Here is a 15833-nt window from a genome sequence, read left to right as displayed (position 1 = left end):
CGCCTCAACTCGGCGGAAAGCCGAACGGCGGGAGAGGCGCCGCCGCGGGGCGTGCAATGACCGGTCGGGCGCTCGGCGCTTCGCTCTGGCGCCGACGCTTCACCTTACGCTTCACTTGCGCGCGGCTGGTCGCCTTCGGCTTGGTCTCGGCCGTGGGCTGGGCTTTAGCGGCAGAAGCACCTGACGTCGCCGCTTCCGCGGCGCTGGGCTTTGCAGCCTGCTCCTCAGAGCCCGCTCCATCCGAAGAGGCCGGCCGATCGGAGGTCTGGACGACGGGCTTCGTGGGCGCGCGCGGATCTCGCCGGGGCGTCGGAATGGGCCCGGTCAGCGCAGCGACCTTCTCCAGAGGCTCCGCATTGGAAGGTTCTGCGGGAGCAGGCTCGGAGCTGACGACGGCCGGAGGTTCGGCCTTGGCAGGGGGCGCCGATTGGTTGGCACCCGGAGCCGCGGCGTCGGCTTTCTCGTCCGCGGGCTTGGCATCAGCCGGCTTGGCGTGATCAGAAAGCTTGGTTTGATCGGAGGCCGCCGGGATCTCAGCTACGGTCGAGTTGCCGGGGGCGGGAGTAGCGTTCGACGGCACCGGTGCAGGCTGCGGTTTGAGCTCCGGCTGCGGCGCCTCAGACTGGCTTTGCAGGGGTGTCGGAGCAGTCGCGATCTCTCGGGACAGCGTGGGGGCTGTCTGTTGCGCGGGCACTTCTGCGACGGGTGCGGCGGGAGCCGGCGCGCCCGCCGCGGCATCGGACGGCTTCGCAACCGGCGAGTTTGCCTCGGCGGGCTTCGCGTCACTCGGCGTGGTGTCGGGCTTGGTCGTGCTCGCCAAGGGTTCAGAGGCCGATACGGCCGGCGCGACCGGTGCACTCGGTTGGGCAGGCTGCGGGGCAACGTCGGGTGCAGCCGGCGGCGCCGCGGCTGGAGTCTCTTGCGCGGGAGTTTCGGTCGTGGGCTCGACCCGTAGCATGCTCAAGGTCGGCGTCGCGGACTGGCTCGGCCAGGCAGCGACCGCAATCGGGGCGGGGCGGACCGACATCTCGTTGGCGAATTGCTCATGCGCGGCACGCAAGAGGGCGGCGGCGCCGAGGCCAAACACCAGCATCGATACCGCAAGCGCAACCGCCGCGAACAGGAACCGGACTCCGGGAAGCATCTCGGGTTCATTCCATCTTCGGCACACGCGCGCGAAGACACATTGAGCAACAACCAAACGCGGCGACGACGCTGCCTTGCTCGACCGGGCGCTGTACCACGCCGTCCGCGAATCAAAGCTTGTCGAGAATAGCGCAACGGGTCAGCGGCACGGCTCGAAAATTTAGACCGAGTCGCTTCGCCGCACGCTGAGTTGCGTCGCGGTGACAGCGCTAACTCTTGCTATCCGTTCATCTCGGGGAGGCGCTCAGAACTTCGGGCCTGCCGGTCGGCACACCCGCCGAACTGCTGATCGGTCCAGCGGCGCCGGCTGTTGCGCGGATGTCGCGGTGGCCGGTGGAAACGCGCCAAATGCGGCGCCGCAATCGAAATCACGCCGATTTTGGCGTCATTGTGCCGGTCTTGTCTTGAATGTGCCGTGATCATCCGGCATCAGCCCCATTAACGATCCGGTCTCGGCTTCGGTCTATAAGCGGGCGATGATGAACAATCGAATCTTGACGTTGTTGGCAACGGCTGCGGCGATGGCGGTCGGAACTTCCCTGGCGCACGCGCAGAGCTACTCTGCTGCGCCTGGATCCTACGCGACGGCTGCGCCGGGCGATTACCGCCGCCAGTTGCCGGATTTCGACAATGTCGACGATGAAGAAGGAGCGCCGGCCGGCCAGTCCGCGACTTTGCCGCCGCCTGGTCCGGTAATGTCTCCCGATGATCCGCGGTATGGCCGTCCGGCCGGCGCGCCGGTCTATTCGGAGCGCGCGCCTGTCCCGCAGGGGCCGGTGATGTCCCCGGACGATCCGCGTTATGGCCGTCCTATGGGCGCTCCGGTGTATTCCGATCGTGGGGCCGCGCCCCAGGGCCCGGTGATGTCGCCGGATGATCCGCGCTATGGCCGTCCCGCCGGTCCGCCTCCGGTGATCTATTCCAACACCGGCGATGGGTCGCCGCGTCCTCCGGAAGGCGTCGGACAGTCCGGCGCTCCGCAACAGGCGACCGGATCCTTGCAGTCGGGCGCCAACGGGCAGCCGCTGCAGGTGGCCGCGCTGCCGCCGGAAGATCAGCCGGAAGCCAATCAGGAATTCCAGCTCCCGCCGAACCTGCGCCGTCAGGAAGTCGCGTTCCAGACCAAGGAGCCGGCCGGCACGATTGTGGTCGATACCAGCCACACATATCTGTACTACGTGCTCGGCAACGGCCGAGCTATGCGCTACGGCGTTCGCGTCGGTCGCGACGGCTTTACCTGGACCGGCGTGCAGAAGATCACCCGCAAGGCGGAGTGGCCGGATTGGCACCCGCCGACCGAGATGATCGAGCGCCAGCCTTATCTGCCGCGCTTCATGGCGGGCGGCCCCGGCAATCCGCTCGGCGCGCGCGCGATGTATCTCGGCTCCACCGTCTACCGTATCCACGGCACCAACCAGCCTTCGACGATCGGCAAGTTCGTGTCGTCCGGCTGCATCGGAATGCTGAACGAGGACGTCAGCGATCTATTCGAGCGCGCCAAGGTCGGCACCCGCGTGGTCGTGCTGCCGGGCGGTCCGCCGCCGGCGACGGCGAGCGCGGCTCCGCAGCCGGTCGCCTCCGCGGCGCCGTCGGCTTCGCCGCAGATGTCCTCGATGCCCGGCGCCCAGCCGACCTCGGTTGCACCGCTGCCGGCTCCGGTGACGATACGCTGATCCGGTCGCTGGCCTGAACACCAAAACGCCCGCGCAGAGCGATCTGCGCGGGCGTTTTGCTGTGAGGGGCTGGGGCTCTGGCGTTTCAGGCGCTGCGATCCGGTGGCGCAGCGTCCCGGCCATGCTTGGCGCGCCACGCCGGCCCTGGACCCCGCATGTAATGTAGCTCGGGCCGGTAGGGGCTGAAGGCCTGCACGAAGAACTGGCTCCAGAACTCCCCGATCTCGTCGATCAGGCGCGCGCGCGGGAGCACGGAGTCCGCCGCGTCGGATTCAACGGGTGTCGACAGGAAGCGTCCCATGATGGCCTCGTGGTCAACATCGGCGGCGCGCGACGCGCCGTCGCCTGCATCGACTTTTGATCGGGGCCGTTAAAACTTTGTGCGAATTGTCGGGAGGCGCACGCGCTTCGCAGTTGTGCTGAAGGATCCGTTAACGACGCTCGCTCGGGTTGCCCTTTGGCAGGCGTCCCGCTACATCAGCGGCAACCTAATCCCCCGCACACTCTGACTTTTCAAGGACCCCCATGGCTCGCCAGTTCGTCTACTTCATGCAGGGTCTCACCAAGGCCTATCCGACCCGCAAGGTGCTGGATAACGTGCATCTGTCGTTCTACCCGGACGCCAAGATCGGTGTGCTCGGTGTGAACGGCGCCGGTAAATCGACCCTGCTGAAGATCATGGCGGGGATCGACAAGGAATATACCGGCGAGGCCTGGGTCGCCGAGGGCGCCCGCGTCGGCTATCTGGAACAGGAGCCGCAGCTCGATCCGGCGTTGACCGTTCGTGACAACGTCATGCTGGGCGTCGCCAAGCAGAAGGCGATCCTCGATCGCTACAACGAGCTGGCGATGAACTACTCGGACGAGACCGCCGACGAGATGACGGCGCTGCAGGACCAGATCGAGTCCGCCGGTCTGTGGGATCTCGACAGCAAGGTCGATCAGGCTATGGACGCGCTGCGGTGCCCGCCGGACGATGCCGACGTCACCAAATTGTCGGGCGGCGAGCGCCGCCGCGTCGCGCTGTGCAAGCTGCTGCTCGATCAACCCGATCTGCTGCTGCTCGACGAACCGACCAACCATCTCGACGCCGAGAGCGTGTCGTGGCTGGAAAGCCATCTGCGCAACTATCCGGGCGCGATCCTGATCGTCACCCACGATCGCTACTTCCTCGACAACGTCACCAGCTGGATCCTCGAGCTCGACCGCGGCCGCGGCATCCCCTACGAGGGCAACTACTCGTCCTGGCTGGTGCAGAAGCAGAAGCGTCTGCTGCAGGAAGGTCGCGAGGACGCGGCGCATCAGAAGACGCTGGAGCGCGAGCAGGAGTGGATCGCCTCGTCGCCGAAGGCCCGCCAGGCAAAGTCCAAGGCGCGCTACCAGCGCTACGAAGAGCTGCTCGCCAAGGCGTCCGAGAAGCAAACCCAGACCGCGCAGATCATCATTCCAGTCGCGGAGCGGCTCGGCAATAACGTGGTCGACTTCGAACACCTCACCAAGGGGTTCGGCGACAAGCTGCTGATCGACGATCTCACCTTCAAGCTGCCGCCGGGCGGCATCGTCGGCGTGATCGGCCCGAACGGCGCCGGCAAGACCACGCTGTTCCGCATGATCACTGGTCAGGAGAAGCCCGATTCCGGCACCATCACGGTCGGCGAGACCGTGCATCTCGGCTACGTCGATCAGTCGCGCGACGCGCTCGACGGCAAGAAGACGGTGTGGGAGGAGATTTCCGGCGGCAACGAGCTGATCCTGCTCGGCAAGAAGGAAGTCAACTCGCGCGGCTATTGCTCCGCCTTCAACTTCAAGGGCGGCGACCAGCAGAAGAAGGTCGGCTCGCTGTCGGGCGGTGAACGCAACCGCGTCCATCTCGCCAAGATGCTGAAGTCGGGTGCCAACGTGCTGCTGCTCGACGAACCGACCAACGACCTCGACGTCGACACGCTGCGTGCGCTCGAAGAGGCCCTTGAGGATTTCGCCGGCTGCGCCGTGATCATCAGCCATGACCGCTGGTTCCTCGACCGCATCGCCACGCACATCCTGGCGTTCGAAGACGACAGCCACGTCGAGTGGTTCGAAGGCAACTTCCAGGACTACGAGAAGGACAAGATGCGCCGCCTCGGCCAGGACGCCATCATCCCGCATCGCGCGAAGTACAAGAAGCTCACTCGATAATCTCGCCGGCGTGAGCGGCGACGATGAGGGTGCCAAAATGTTTGGGAAGGCGGCTCGGTATTTGAATACTGCGCCTTCTGCTCTTTCCGGCACCCGGGAATTGATTATTCGATCGTCTGCCGGCGTTCGCAGCGAAGCTGGCTGTCGCGAAAAGGCGCCTGCATCCGACCTCAATTCGGTCGTGCGGGCGCCGGCCGATTGATCAGCGCCAATTCGTTTCTTGGTACTTCACGGTTGGCGGCGGTAATTTAGTAGCGCGCTGCGAAATCCTGACTGCCGTTAGGGCTGTACAGCTAAGCGTTCAGCTGTTCGCACCTGGGTCGAAACCCGGGCCTTTCAAAATCATAAGCCACTGCATTGACGTCCATAGGCATCTCCCCTATGGACACGCTTCTGGTTGTGTTCATCGATGATGGTATCATAATACGCGCATTCGGCTTCCGAGCCTGCGCTGCACTGCAATTATCAGCATGCAGATTATTGTCCCCATGTCCGGCTTCGGCGAACGGTTTCGCAAGGCCGGTTACTCCGTCCCGAAGCCCCTGATCGAGATCGACGGAAAACCGATCATCGAGTGGGTCGTTGGGCTATTTCCGGGGGAGACGGACTTTCTCTTCATTTGCAATGAAGGTCATCTCGCCGAACCGACCTTTCGGATGCGTGAGATCCTGCAGCGATGCTGCCCGACGGGACGGATCGTTGGAATTCCGGCTCATAAACTGGGACCAGTTCACGCGGTTCTGCAGGCATCTGAGTTTATTCGCCGCGACGGTCCGGTCGTCGTCAATTACTGCGATTTTGCGTGCTTTTGGGATTGGCAGGATTTCCGCCGATTTGTCGCAGAGACTGGCTGCGCCGGCGCGATCCCCAGCTACAAGGGATTCCATCCTCACAGCCTTGGTAGCACCAACTACGCCTATCTCCGCGAGACCGGCGGCTGGGTGCAGGATATTCAGGAGAAGCGTCCTTTCACCGACAACCGGATGGACGAGTACGCCTCGAGCGGCACTTATTACTTCGAGACTGGCGCGTTGATGGAAGACGCGTTCCGCGGCGCGATCGAACACGGTCTCGATACCGGCGGTGAGTTCTACGTCAGTCTGACCTACAAGGAACTGTTCGCCAGAAAGCTGCCCGTCGCTGTCTATCCGTTGCAGCACTTCATGCAGTGGGGGACGCCGGAGGATCTGGCCGAATATGTCGGCTGGTCGCAGGCGTTTCGCAAGCTGGTCGGGCCGCGAGCCGCGATGCCGGCCGTGGGAAGCCAGGTCGTTCTCCTGGCTGGCCTTGGGCAACGCTTCACGCGGGAGGGCTACGGCTTGCCGAAGCCGTTGATCCCCGTGTCCGGAAGGCCGATGGTGGTGCAGGCCGCCCGCGATCTTCCCCCGTCGGTCGAGTCCTGTTTTGTGCTTCGCCGCGATATGCCCGGAGAGGAGCAGATCGCGACCGAGCTGGTTCGAGAATTTTCCTCAGCTGTGATCGAAACCATCCCCGGCCTCACGGACGGGCAGGCTTGTACCGCTATTCTCGGACTCGACGCGCTCGAGCGCCGCTGCGGGACTCTCCCCGGGCCGGTTACGATCGCGTCATGTGACTTCGGTGTGCTCTACGACCCCGAGGCTCTTCAGCCTTTGCTGAACGATGAGACCGTCGACGTGGTGGTCTGGGCGGCCCGCGGCCACGCGAATGCTGTGCGCCATCCGGAGATGTTCGGGTGGATCGACGCGGTCGATGGCCGCATCCGCCACGTCTCGGTCAAGGCGCCCCTGGCATCCCCGGCGACCGACCCGCTGGTGCTGGGCACGTTCACCTTCCGCAGGGCCGACGATTTGCGCCGGGCGGTCTCGCGCCTGATCGATCGTGGGATTCGCGTCAATAACGAATTTTACCTCGACTCCTGCATCAACGAAGCGATCGCTCTGGGGATGAACTGCCGTGTCTTCGAAGTCGATCATTACCTGTCGTGGGGGACGCCCAATGATTTGCGGACCTTCGAGTACTGGCAGTCGTGTTTTCACAAATGGTCCGGTCACCCGTATCGACTGGAGCGGGACGGCCGCCTTCCTGCCGCTGCGCTTCCGGATCTCGAAGCTCGTTACCGGGTCCCGGACAGACCCAAGCAGTTCGCATGATCAAGCGAGAACTGCCCGTCTTCATCGTCGTTGGCATCATCACTGTCGCGATCGACTTCGTTTGCTATGTCAGTCTGGTTTGGATCGGGGTTGGGGTCGCGCTCGCAAAGGCGCTGGGGTTCGTGGCCGGAACCGTATTCGCGTACTTCGCCAATCGTTTCTGGACATTCGGCCACAAGGATGTGGCGGCAGGCAGCGTGCCGCGGTTTGCGATGCTCTACGCAGGAACGGCGGTTACGAATGTCGTCGTTAACAGCGGGGTTCTGAAAGTACTGCCTTACTCGAGCGTCGCAGTCGTCTGCGGTTTCGTTTTTGCGACGGGCGTGTCGGCAAGCCTCAACTTTCTTGGAATGAAATTTTTCGTTTATCGCTAATTACCGCCGAAAGGCTGTTCAGTGCTTTCATTGGTCATTCCTTGTTTTAACGAAGCTCGCAACCTGCCGCTGTTGCTGGAGCGCTGCAGCGCGCTCGCCGCGCAGGCCGATGTCGAAGTGATCATTGTCGATAATGGCTCATCCGACGGAACGCCCGCTGTCCTCGAGGAGGCGCTGTCACGCCATCCGGGCTGCAGGTCCGTCCGTGTCGACATCAATCAAGGCTATGGATTCGGTATCCTGTCGGGACTGCGCGCCGCGCAAGGCGATCTGCTCGCATGGACCCATGCGGATCTGCAGACCGACCCGCTCGACCTGCTGTCGGGCCTCCGTCTGTTCGCTGCACACGGTCCCGGAATTTTCGTGAAGGGACAGAGGCGCGGGCGGCCGTTCAAGGATGTGGTGTTCACGGTCGGTATGAGCGCGTTCGAGACGCTCCTGCTGCGCGAACGGCTGTGGGACATCAATGCACAGCCGACAATGTTCTCACGTGCGTTCTTCGAGACCTGGCAGAATCCGCCTCACGATTTTTCGCTCGACCTCTACGCGTATTACCAGGCGCGCCGCGCCGGTCTTCCGGTGCATCGATTTCCGGTCGTGTTCGGCGAACGCGCTCACGGCGTTTCGCACTGGAACGTTGATCTCCGGTCCAAATGGAAATTCATCAAACGCACCGTTGATTTCAGCTTCGAGCTGAAAGGCAGGCTGAGCCAATGATTTTGATCGCACACCGCCGGAATACGCGGGCGGACCTCCTGGCCACTCCCTCGAAGTATGGCATCGAGATGGACGTCCGGAGCCACGGCGACGATCTCGTCGTGGTCCACGACCCGTTTCTGCCTGGAGAGCGCTTCGACGATTGGCTGACCGGCTTCCAGCATCGCACCCTGATCCTCAACGTCAAAGAAGAGGGGCTCGAGCAAAGGCTGATCGAAGCCATGACGGCGCACGGTATCGAGGACTACTTCTTCCTCGATCAGTCGTTTCCGTTTTTGGTGAAGTGGGCGAAGGCCGGTGTCACCAAGTCGGCGGTCCGGGTCTCCGAATACGAATCGATCGAGACAGCCTTGGCGCTGGCGGGACAGGTCGAGTGGATATGGGTGGACTGCTTCACACGGTTTCCGCTCTCTTCGGCCGAGGCAGCGCGGCTCACATCTGCGGGCTTCAAGCTTTGCGTGGTGTCGCCTGAACTGCAAGGGCGGGCCGCCGAGACGGAGATCCCCGAGCTTTGCCGCCTGCTCGCGGAGCGCGACATTCAGCCTGCCGCCGTGTGCACCAAGCGCCCGGATTTATGGGAGGCCGCGTCAGCATGATGAAGCAATTGATCATCGATCCATTGTTCGCGGCCGGGCTCGCGGTTCGACTCCTGCTACTATTTGCGATCGCGCCGACAGCCGCGACGATCTGGTACGCCCCGTTCATCGACAGCTCGCTGTCCAGCTTCAGCCTCGATCCCTGGCAGGTCTTTCTCGCGAATGGCGGAAACCCGGCCGCGTTTCCCTACGGCTACGTCATGTGGCTGGCGTTCTTGCCGCTCAGTGCGGTTGCCAAGCTGGCCGGTCTTCCGGTGATCGTCGGCTATAAGGCGACCTTGCTGTGCGCCGATCTCGCCTTGATGCTGCTGCTCCGGCAGATCATCAATTGCACGCCGCGTCTGCTGTTGTTCGCCTATTGGCTGTCACCGCTCGTGCTCTACGCGACCTATGCGCAGGGCTTTAACGACCTTCTTCCTGTCGCGCTCCTGACGCTGGCGCTGCTCCTGATCCGCAGGCAGCAATTCGCGCTGTCAGGGTTCGTCATGGCCGCGGCGATCTCGGCGAAGATGAGCATGCTCATCGCCGTCCCGTTCGTCTTCATCTACCTTGCCAACAACTGGGCGTTCTCCGAGGACGCCTGGACCTATGCGAAGGGTCTTCTGCTCGGTGGCATCGTCTGGTGCGCGCCGTTTTTCGCATCGTCCGCTGCCGTGACGATGCTGTTCCAGAATCCGGAAATCTCCAAAGTCTATGAAGCGGCGCTGCCGATCGGCTCCGGCTTCAGCATCTATCTGGTGCCGCTGGCTTACGTGTTGGTGCTCTACGCCGAGTGGCGCTTCCGGCGGATCAATTTCGACCTGTTCTTCGCCACGCTCGGCATCGCCTTCCTGATGGTGGTGATTTTCACTCGTGCCGCGCCGGGCTGGTATTGCTGGATCATGCCGCTGCTCGTCGTTCATCAGGCGCGAGGCGGCATGCAGGCGATCGTCTTGTCGGCGGTGTTTTCGGTCGCTTTTGTCTGCGGGAGCCTGCTGATCCAATTGCTGTCGGCGAGCGGTGGCGCGGCCGTTCAGGTCGGGGCGTGGAATATCGCCATCGGCGATGATCTCGGGCGGCACCTCGTGTCTCTGCTGCACACCGCCATGGCGGCGCTCGGTCTCATCATGGCGCTGCAGGTGTGGCGCCGGTCGGTGGCCGCGAACGATTTCCTGCGGCTGAACCGCAAGCCCTTCATCATCGGCATCGCCGGGGATTCGGGGAGCGGGAAGGACACGCTGGCGCTCGCACTCGGCGATCTGTTCGGCAAGCGCACCGTCACGCAGCTTTCCGGCGACGATTATCATCGCTGGGATCGGCAAAAGCCGATCTGGCAGGTGATGACGCATCTGAACCCGGCTGCGAACGATCTGGAGTCGTTCGCGCACGATCTTTTGGCGCTGGCCGACAGGCGCACGATTCAGTCGCGGCACTACGATCATGCCAGTGGCAAGAAGCAGCTGCCCACCAGGATCGCCGGCAAGGACATCATCATCGCGAGCGGTCTGCACGCGCTGTACCTGCCGATCTGCCGTGCCCGTTACGATTTGAGCGTCTATCTCGACATGGATGACGCGCTGCGGCGGCACTACAAGATCCGCCGGGACTCGGGTGAACGCGGCCACACCGTCGAGTATGTGCTGGCGTCGCTGGAGAAGCGCGCGAAGGACGTCGCCAGGTTCGTGCGACCGCAGTCGCGGCATGCCGATCTGGTGCTGTCGCTGCAGCCGATTCATCCGCTGCTGCTGGCAGGCGATGCATCGATATCTCCGCGGCTGAAGCTGTCTGTGATGACGCGGAAGAGCCTGCACGAGATGTCGCTGGCGCGGGTGCTGGTCGGGGTGTGCGGCCTTCATGTCGATCTGGAAATCGACGACGACGCCGAAGCCGTGATGATGACGATCGAGGGCGAGACCGGCGCCGAGGATGTCCGGCTCGCCGCGACGATGCTGTTTCCCAAGATCATCGAATTCCTCGATCCGAAAGCTGCGTGGCGCGAAGGCATGCTCGGCGTCATGCAGCTCGTGATCCTCGCAAACATCAATCAGTCAATGATTAGGCGCCTGATATGATCAGCATCAACGATGCTCAGCGATTTGGCACGTTCCCCGACGCGGTGCTGTTCGACACCGACAACACGCTTTACAGCTATGCGGAGGCGCACGAGGCCGGCATGGAGGCCGTCCGGGCGAAGGCGACCCGGACGTTCGCGATCGACGTCGCCACGTTCGACCGCGCGTTCGACAGCGCGCGATATCAGGTCAAGGGGCGGCTCAAGCACACGGCGGCGTCCCACAGCCGGCTGCTGTATTTTCAGCGCATGCTGGAGATCATCGGTCTCGGCTCTCAGGTGCTGATGGCGCTCGATCTCGAGCAGACCTATTGGCGTACGTTTCTGAGCAACGCGATCTTGTTCGACGGCGTCAAGGAACTGCTCGACGACCTGCGGCTGCGCGGCATCCCCACCGCGGTCATCACTGATCTGACGGCGCAGATCCAGTTCCGCAAGATCGTGTATTTCGGCCTCGACCATTATTTCGATTACATCGTGACCAGCGAGGAGTCCGGATACGACAAGCCGCATGAGGCGCCGTTCCGGATCGCCGTCGAGAAAATGCAGCCGAAAGGCGCCAACCTCTGGATGATCGGCGACAATCCGGAGACCGACGTGCGCGGCGCCCGCAAGTGCCTCAACGCCACGACACTGCAGAAGGTCCACAAGGGAGTCGTGGTCGGTGCGGGCGAGGACCGCCCGGACGCGACCTTCGCCGACTTTGCGGATCTGATCCGGCTGCTCGAGCGGATCGAACACGGCGGCGGTACGGAGCGCGTGGCCGCCGGGGCACGTCAATGAAGCGGCTGCTGCTGATTGGGCTGTTCGCCCTAATCTTTCACCTCATTGCGATGGGCGTCTACCTTCGCAATGGTCTCCAAGGGAATATCGATTTTCACATCCTGTCGTCGTCGCATTTCGGTGTGCCGAAGCCGCTGGCCGACAGAGGGCTACGGCCTCTTTACGAAGACGGCGTCTATCTCGGATGGGACGGACAGTTTTACTACTACATTGCGAATGATCTCCGAGGTTCTCCGGAGACGATGAAGCATATCGATACACCCGGTTATAGATATCAGCGTATCGGTCTTCCGCTTCTTGCCAAGGCTGTCTCGATCCTGACATTTCAGGGCTGGGTTTCGCCAACTCTCTATTACCTGACCTACTTGCTGTTGGTGGTGTCCGGAACGATTGCCGCCGGATGGCTCTTGCAATCGGTCGGGTGCCATCCGGCATGGTCCCTGTTGTGGACGCTGTCAGCGGGGACACAAGTTACGCTGCTGAACGGGCTGCCGGATGCTGCGGCGGATGCATTCCTTCTGATCGGATTGACGTGCCTTCGAAGTAACAGGCGACTTGGGGTATGGCTTTCCGTTATTCCGTTTTCGTTCATGGTGATGTCGCGGGAGGCCTATGTCGTCCTTCCCGCGTTGCTTTTCTTGTTCGTCGGTCTGGATCGATTGCGAGCAGCTGGAGCTGGCGAGCGTCTTGCGTCTGTGGTGGCGTGGATACGTTCGCCATTCTTCATTTGCCTGGCGGCACCTGTTCTCGCCTTCATTGCCCTTCAGTTCGCGGTTCGATTTGTTCTCAACGTCGACCCCGGGGCCGCGCAAGGAATTCTCGGACCGCCATTGAAGGCGTGGTGGAGGTTTTGGTCGGGCGGAGTCGCGGGCGTTCATCCGTTCGTCGGGGCGGGGGCGCAGGCACGTAGCGAGCTCGTCCTGTTGACGGTCTTCCTGATCCTGCTCGGGATCGCGTTCGTCTCATCGGTTCGGCTTTTCGCTGTCGCCTATCGCGTCCGCGCGCCGATAGATCAGGCGTTGGGAGCGACGGCTGCGATCTTTGTCGTTCTGTATCTCTTCTTCGCGGACGCGGTGATGATGCACTACTCCGGCTACATGAAGGTGGCGAGCATCTTTCTGTTCTTGGTGCCGTACATGAATGCTCGGAGGGATGGGCTTGTCGTTCAGGGTGAGGTCGGAGGACGTGTGTTCACGAAGGCATGGCATTGGTTCGTTCGGAAGCCGGCCAAGAAGTTAATCTACGCATTTTTGATCTTTGCGGCTCTCTATGGCGGGATTCATGTTTGGGAAGAGCGGATTCTTCCGGAGAACCGTCCGCTTTACTGGCCCTATACGCGCGCGCTGGACCCTCGCTCCAACGCGCCGGCCGAGTGTCTGCCGAGTTACAAGGCGCATTTCGATGTCCTTGAGCAGCGTCCTTTCCCGTTGCCTGATACGCGCTTCAACCGACTATTTCCGCCGCCAGCGACCAAGCTCATCCGGGTAAGGGCGACCAATCTCACGGACCGTCCATTCGTCAGCACGACCGCGCCGGGGGCAGTGAACCTCAGCTATCAGTGGCTCGACGGCGCTGGGCGCTTGCTCGCCGACGGGATTCGCACGGTCGTGCCGGGCGGGATCGCGCCGCAGGCGAGCGCGGAGGCTTGGCTTGTCGTCGAGTATCCTCGGCAGCCCGGCCGCTACATCCTTCGGATTTCGGCGGTTCAAGAAAGCTGCTCGTGGTTCTACACCAAGGAGCCGTCGAGTTCGGTCGATCTGAATGTCGATGTGCCCTAGCCATGCGGAGCGCCATCAACGGGTTGAGTGCGAGGCTGGGAAAGGATCGGTCGCTGGTCCAGGGGCCCGGCGGGAACGTCTCGTGGAAAGACGGCGTCAATCTGCACGTCAAGGCATCGGGGACCTGGCTTGCCGATGCGATGGAGCGGGACATCTTCGTGTCACTTTCGCTGCCTGATCTGCATGAGCGGATGGACCGCGGAGAATACGCGTTCACGATCGACCGCGAGTCGAAGCCGTCGCTCCGCCCCTCGATCGAAACGGCTCTGCACGCGGTGCTGCCGCATCGCGTCGTCGCGCATGTCCATCCTGTCGACGTGATCGCACGGTCGGTTCGACGAGGCGCGCAGGTGACGTTTGCAAGGTTGCTCGAAGGGCTCGATTGGATCTGGATTGACTACGCCAAACCTGGAGAGCCGTTGGCGAAGGCGATGCGGACGGCGGCGAACGATATGGGTAGCGTGCCCGCCGTGTGGGTGCTTGCAAACCACGGCCTGGTCGTCGGCGCCGATGATCCGGCGCAGGCGATGCGCCTCGTCGATGAAATCTGCGTCCGGGTTGCTATCTCTCCGCGCGCGGCGGCCTTCGGGCCACAGCTTGACGCTCTTCAGCCGTGGCTCGAGGCTGGCTACCGTCTTCCGCAGGATCCGGTCGCGCATGCTCCGGCTTTCGATGCGTTGGCGTCTGAGTTAGCGCGGAGGCATTGGGTGATGTATCCGGACCAGGCGGTCGTCCTCGGCGCCTGCGGCGTGTTCGATCGAGGCGATGGTCCGGACCCGCGGCAATTGCACCCGGTGGCACCGGTCGTCGTCGTGCCAGGTGCGGGCGTCGTGCTCGCCGAGGGTGCAAATCCTGCGTGTGAGGCCATGCTGGTGTGTTACTGCGAAGTTCTGCTTCGCTGCGACACGGCCGATGACATCGTCTCGCTGACGCCCGAAGAGATCAACGAGATCGTCCATTGGGACGCCGAAGCGTTTCGTCGCCAGCTCGTGCGCTGACCTCGGCGCCCGGGTGTCGCCACCGGCGTGGCCGGGTCTCGCGAGACGGTCCGCGGGATATTGCAAAATCGCGCAAAATCAATAGCTTTCCAGCCGATCCGGTAAGGGTGGAGTTGGATGGCCGATTGGAGTGCCGAGCAGTATCTGAAGTTCGAGGATGAGCGCACGCGGCCGGCGCGGGATCTTCTGGCGCAGGTTCCCACCGTCGCGCCGGGGAAGGTCGCCGACATCGGCTGCGGGCCCGGCAATTCCACGGCGTTGTTGGTGGAGCGCTGGCCGGAGGCTGCCGTGGTCGGCGTCGACACCTCGGCCGACATGCTCCGCCAGGCGCGTGAGCGGCTGCCGCAGCACAAATTCATCGAGGCCAACGTCGCGCATTGGGCGCCGCCGGCGGGCACGGAGGTGCTGTTTGCCAATGCGGTATTTCAGTGGGTGCCCGACCATCTGAAGCATCTCAAGCGCCTGCTGTCCGGCCTGAGTGAGGGCGGCGTTCTTGCCGTGCAGATGCCTGACAATCTCGACGAGCCGTCGCACATCATGATGCGCGAGGTGGCGTTTCAGGAGCCGTGGCGTCATCAGCTGTCCAAGGCAGCGGAGCTGCGCGATTCGCTGCCGAAGCCGGGTGTGTATTACGACGCGCTGCGTCCGCTGTGCAGCCGGCTGGAGATCTGGCACACCGTCTACAACCACGTGCTCGACGACGCCGTTGCAGTGGTCGAATGGGTCAAGGGCACCGGATTGCGACCGTTCGTCGATCCGCTCGATCTGCCGGAGCGCAAGGCGTACCTTGCCGCCTATACGGCGCGTATCGCCGCCGCTTATCCGCCACAGGCGGACGGCAAGGTGCTGTTGCGGTTTCCGCGTATATTCATCGTCGCCATCAAGTAGTTTCCGCAGGATTCTGGGCGGCGGATGCGGTTAATCGCCGCTGCTCGTCGTCTCGACAGAATCGAACGGAGTTCCCACTTGAGAGGTCGCCAATTTTCCCCGTTTGGAGCTACTCCCAATGTCGCTGACGCCCGAGACGCCGCTGCCGCCGAAAGGCTCGGCGCTGCGCCCGATTCCCATGCTGATCTTCGGGTCGCGCTGGCTGCAATTGCCGCTGTATGTCGGACTGATCGTCGCCCAGGGCATCTACGTCGTCCTGTTCCTCAAAGAGCTGTGGCATTTGTTTCAGCACTCGTTCGATTTCAGCGAGCAGCAGATCATGCTGGCGGTGCTGGGACTGATCGACGTGGTGATGATCTCGAATCTGCTGGTGATGGTGATCGTCGGGGGTTACGAGACATTCGTCTCGCGGCTCAACCTGCGCGGGCATCCGGACGAGCCGGAATGGCTCAGCCACGTCAATGCGAGCGTGCTGAAGATCAAGCTGGCGATGGCTATCATCGGCATCTCGTCGATCCATCTG

At 62.9% G+C, this 15833-nt stretch carries 14 protein-coding genes; 12 read left to right on the top strand and 2 right to left on the bottom strand.

The annotated features are described in order from the left end of the window. Positions 1–4: 4 nt before the first annotated feature. Positions 5–1144, bottom strand: coding sequence for a hypothetical protein (locus ACOJTD_RS26480; protein ID WP_420135819.1), 1140 nt, complete (start codon positions 1142–1144; stop codon positions 5–7). Between the two features lie 478 nt (positions 1145–1622). On the opposite strand from ACOJTD_RS26480, the gene ACOJTD_RS26475 reads away from it, so the two are divergent. Next, positions 1623–2819 (top strand): L,D-transpeptidase family protein, encoded by a 1197-nt coding sequence (locus tag ACOJTD_RS26475; protein ID WP_420135818.1) that lies wholly within the window; start codon positions 1623–1625, stop codon positions 2817–2819. An 85-nt stretch (positions 2820–2904) separates the two neighbouring features. Here ACOJTD_RS26475 and ACOJTD_RS26470 read toward each other — a convergent pair whose 3' ends face one another. After that, a complete protein-coding gene (locus tag ACOJTD_RS26470; protein WP_420135817.1) occupies positions 2905–3120 on the bottom strand; it encodes a hypothetical protein in 216 nt (71 codons plus the stop codon). 224 nt (positions 3121–3344) lie between these two features. On the opposite strand from ACOJTD_RS26470, the gene ettA reads away from it, so the two are divergent. The 11 genes from ettA to ACOJTD_RS26415 all read left to right on the top strand — a co-directional run. Then, a complete protein-coding gene (gene ettA, locus ACOJTD_RS26465; RefSeq protein ID WP_420135816.1) occupies positions 3345–4994 on the top strand; it encodes an energy-dependent translational throttle protein EttA in 1650 nt (549 codons plus the stop codon). A gap of 470 nt (positions 4995–5464) precedes the next feature. After that, complete coding sequence (locus ACOJTD_RS26460; RefSeq protein WP_420135815.1) at positions 5465–7126, top strand: NTP transferase domain-containing protein; 1662 nt, start codon at positions 5465–5467, stop codon at positions 7124–7126. Beyond that, on the top strand, positions 7123–7500 hold the full coding sequence (locus ACOJTD_RS26455) for a GtrA family protein (RefSeq protein WP_420135814.1): 378 nt from the start codon (positions 7123–7125) through the stop codon (positions 7498–7500). The genes ACOJTD_RS26460 and ACOJTD_RS26455 overlap by 4 nt, the downstream gene beginning before the upstream one ends. Positions 7501–7521: 21 nt before the next feature. Beyond that, positions 7522–8217, top strand: coding sequence for a glycosyltransferase family 2 protein (locus ACOJTD_RS26450; protein WP_420135813.1), 696 nt, complete (start codon positions 7522–7524; stop codon positions 8215–8217). Continuing rightward, on the top strand, positions 8214–8813 hold the full coding sequence (locus ACOJTD_RS26445; RefSeq protein ID WP_420135812.1) for a phosphatidylinositol-specific phospholipase C/glycerophosphodiester phosphodiesterase family protein: 600 nt from the start codon (positions 8214–8216) through the stop codon (positions 8811–8813). The genes ACOJTD_RS26450 and ACOJTD_RS26445 overlap by 4 nt, the downstream gene beginning before the upstream one ends. Beyond that, the gene (locus tag ACOJTD_RS26440; protein ID WP_420135811.1) at positions 8810–10864 is read left to right on the top strand and encodes a hypothetical protein; all 2055 of its coding nucleotides are present in this window, start codon (positions 8810–8812) and stop codon (positions 10862–10864) included. Before ACOJTD_RS26445 ends, ACOJTD_RS26440 begins: the two co-directional genes overlap by 4 nt. Beyond that, on the top strand, positions 10861–11646 hold the full coding sequence (locus tag ACOJTD_RS26435) for an HAD family hydrolase (RefSeq protein ID WP_420135810.1): 786 nt from the start codon (positions 10861–10863) through the stop codon (positions 11644–11646). Before ACOJTD_RS26440 ends, ACOJTD_RS26435 begins: the two co-directional genes overlap by 4 nt. Then, entirely contained in the window at positions 11643–13424 is a 1782-nt protein-coding gene (locus ACOJTD_RS26430) for a hypothetical protein (protein WP_420135809.1), read from the top strand. The genes ACOJTD_RS26435 and ACOJTD_RS26430 overlap by 4 nt, the downstream gene beginning before the upstream one ends. A 2-nt stretch (positions 13425–13426) precedes the next feature. Next, the gene (locus ACOJTD_RS26425; protein ID WP_420135808.1) at positions 13427–14422 is read left to right on the top strand and encodes a class II aldolase/adducin family protein; all 996 of its coding nucleotides are present in this window, start codon (positions 13427–13429) and stop codon (positions 14420–14422) included. 117 nt (positions 14423–14539) lie between these two features. Beyond that, a complete protein-coding gene (gene tam / locus ACOJTD_RS26420; protein WP_420135807.1) occupies positions 14540–15310 on the top strand; it encodes a trans-aconitate 2-methyltransferase in 771 nt (256 codons plus the stop codon). Positions 15311–15428: 118 nt separating this feature from the next. Continuing rightward, on the top strand, positions 15429–15833 hold a 405-nt coding region (locus ACOJTD_RS26415; protein ID WP_420135806.1), incomplete at its 3' end, for a TIGR00645 family protein.

This window comes from Rhodopseudomonas sp. (assembly GCF_048594845.1).
Classification (GTDB): domain Bacteria; phylum Pseudomonadota; class Alphaproteobacteria; order Rhizobiales; family Xanthobacteraceae; genus Rhodopseudomonas.
The sequence above is the reverse complement of the archived record's forward strand: the minus strand, read 5'-3'. Positions and strand labels throughout refer to the sequence as shown.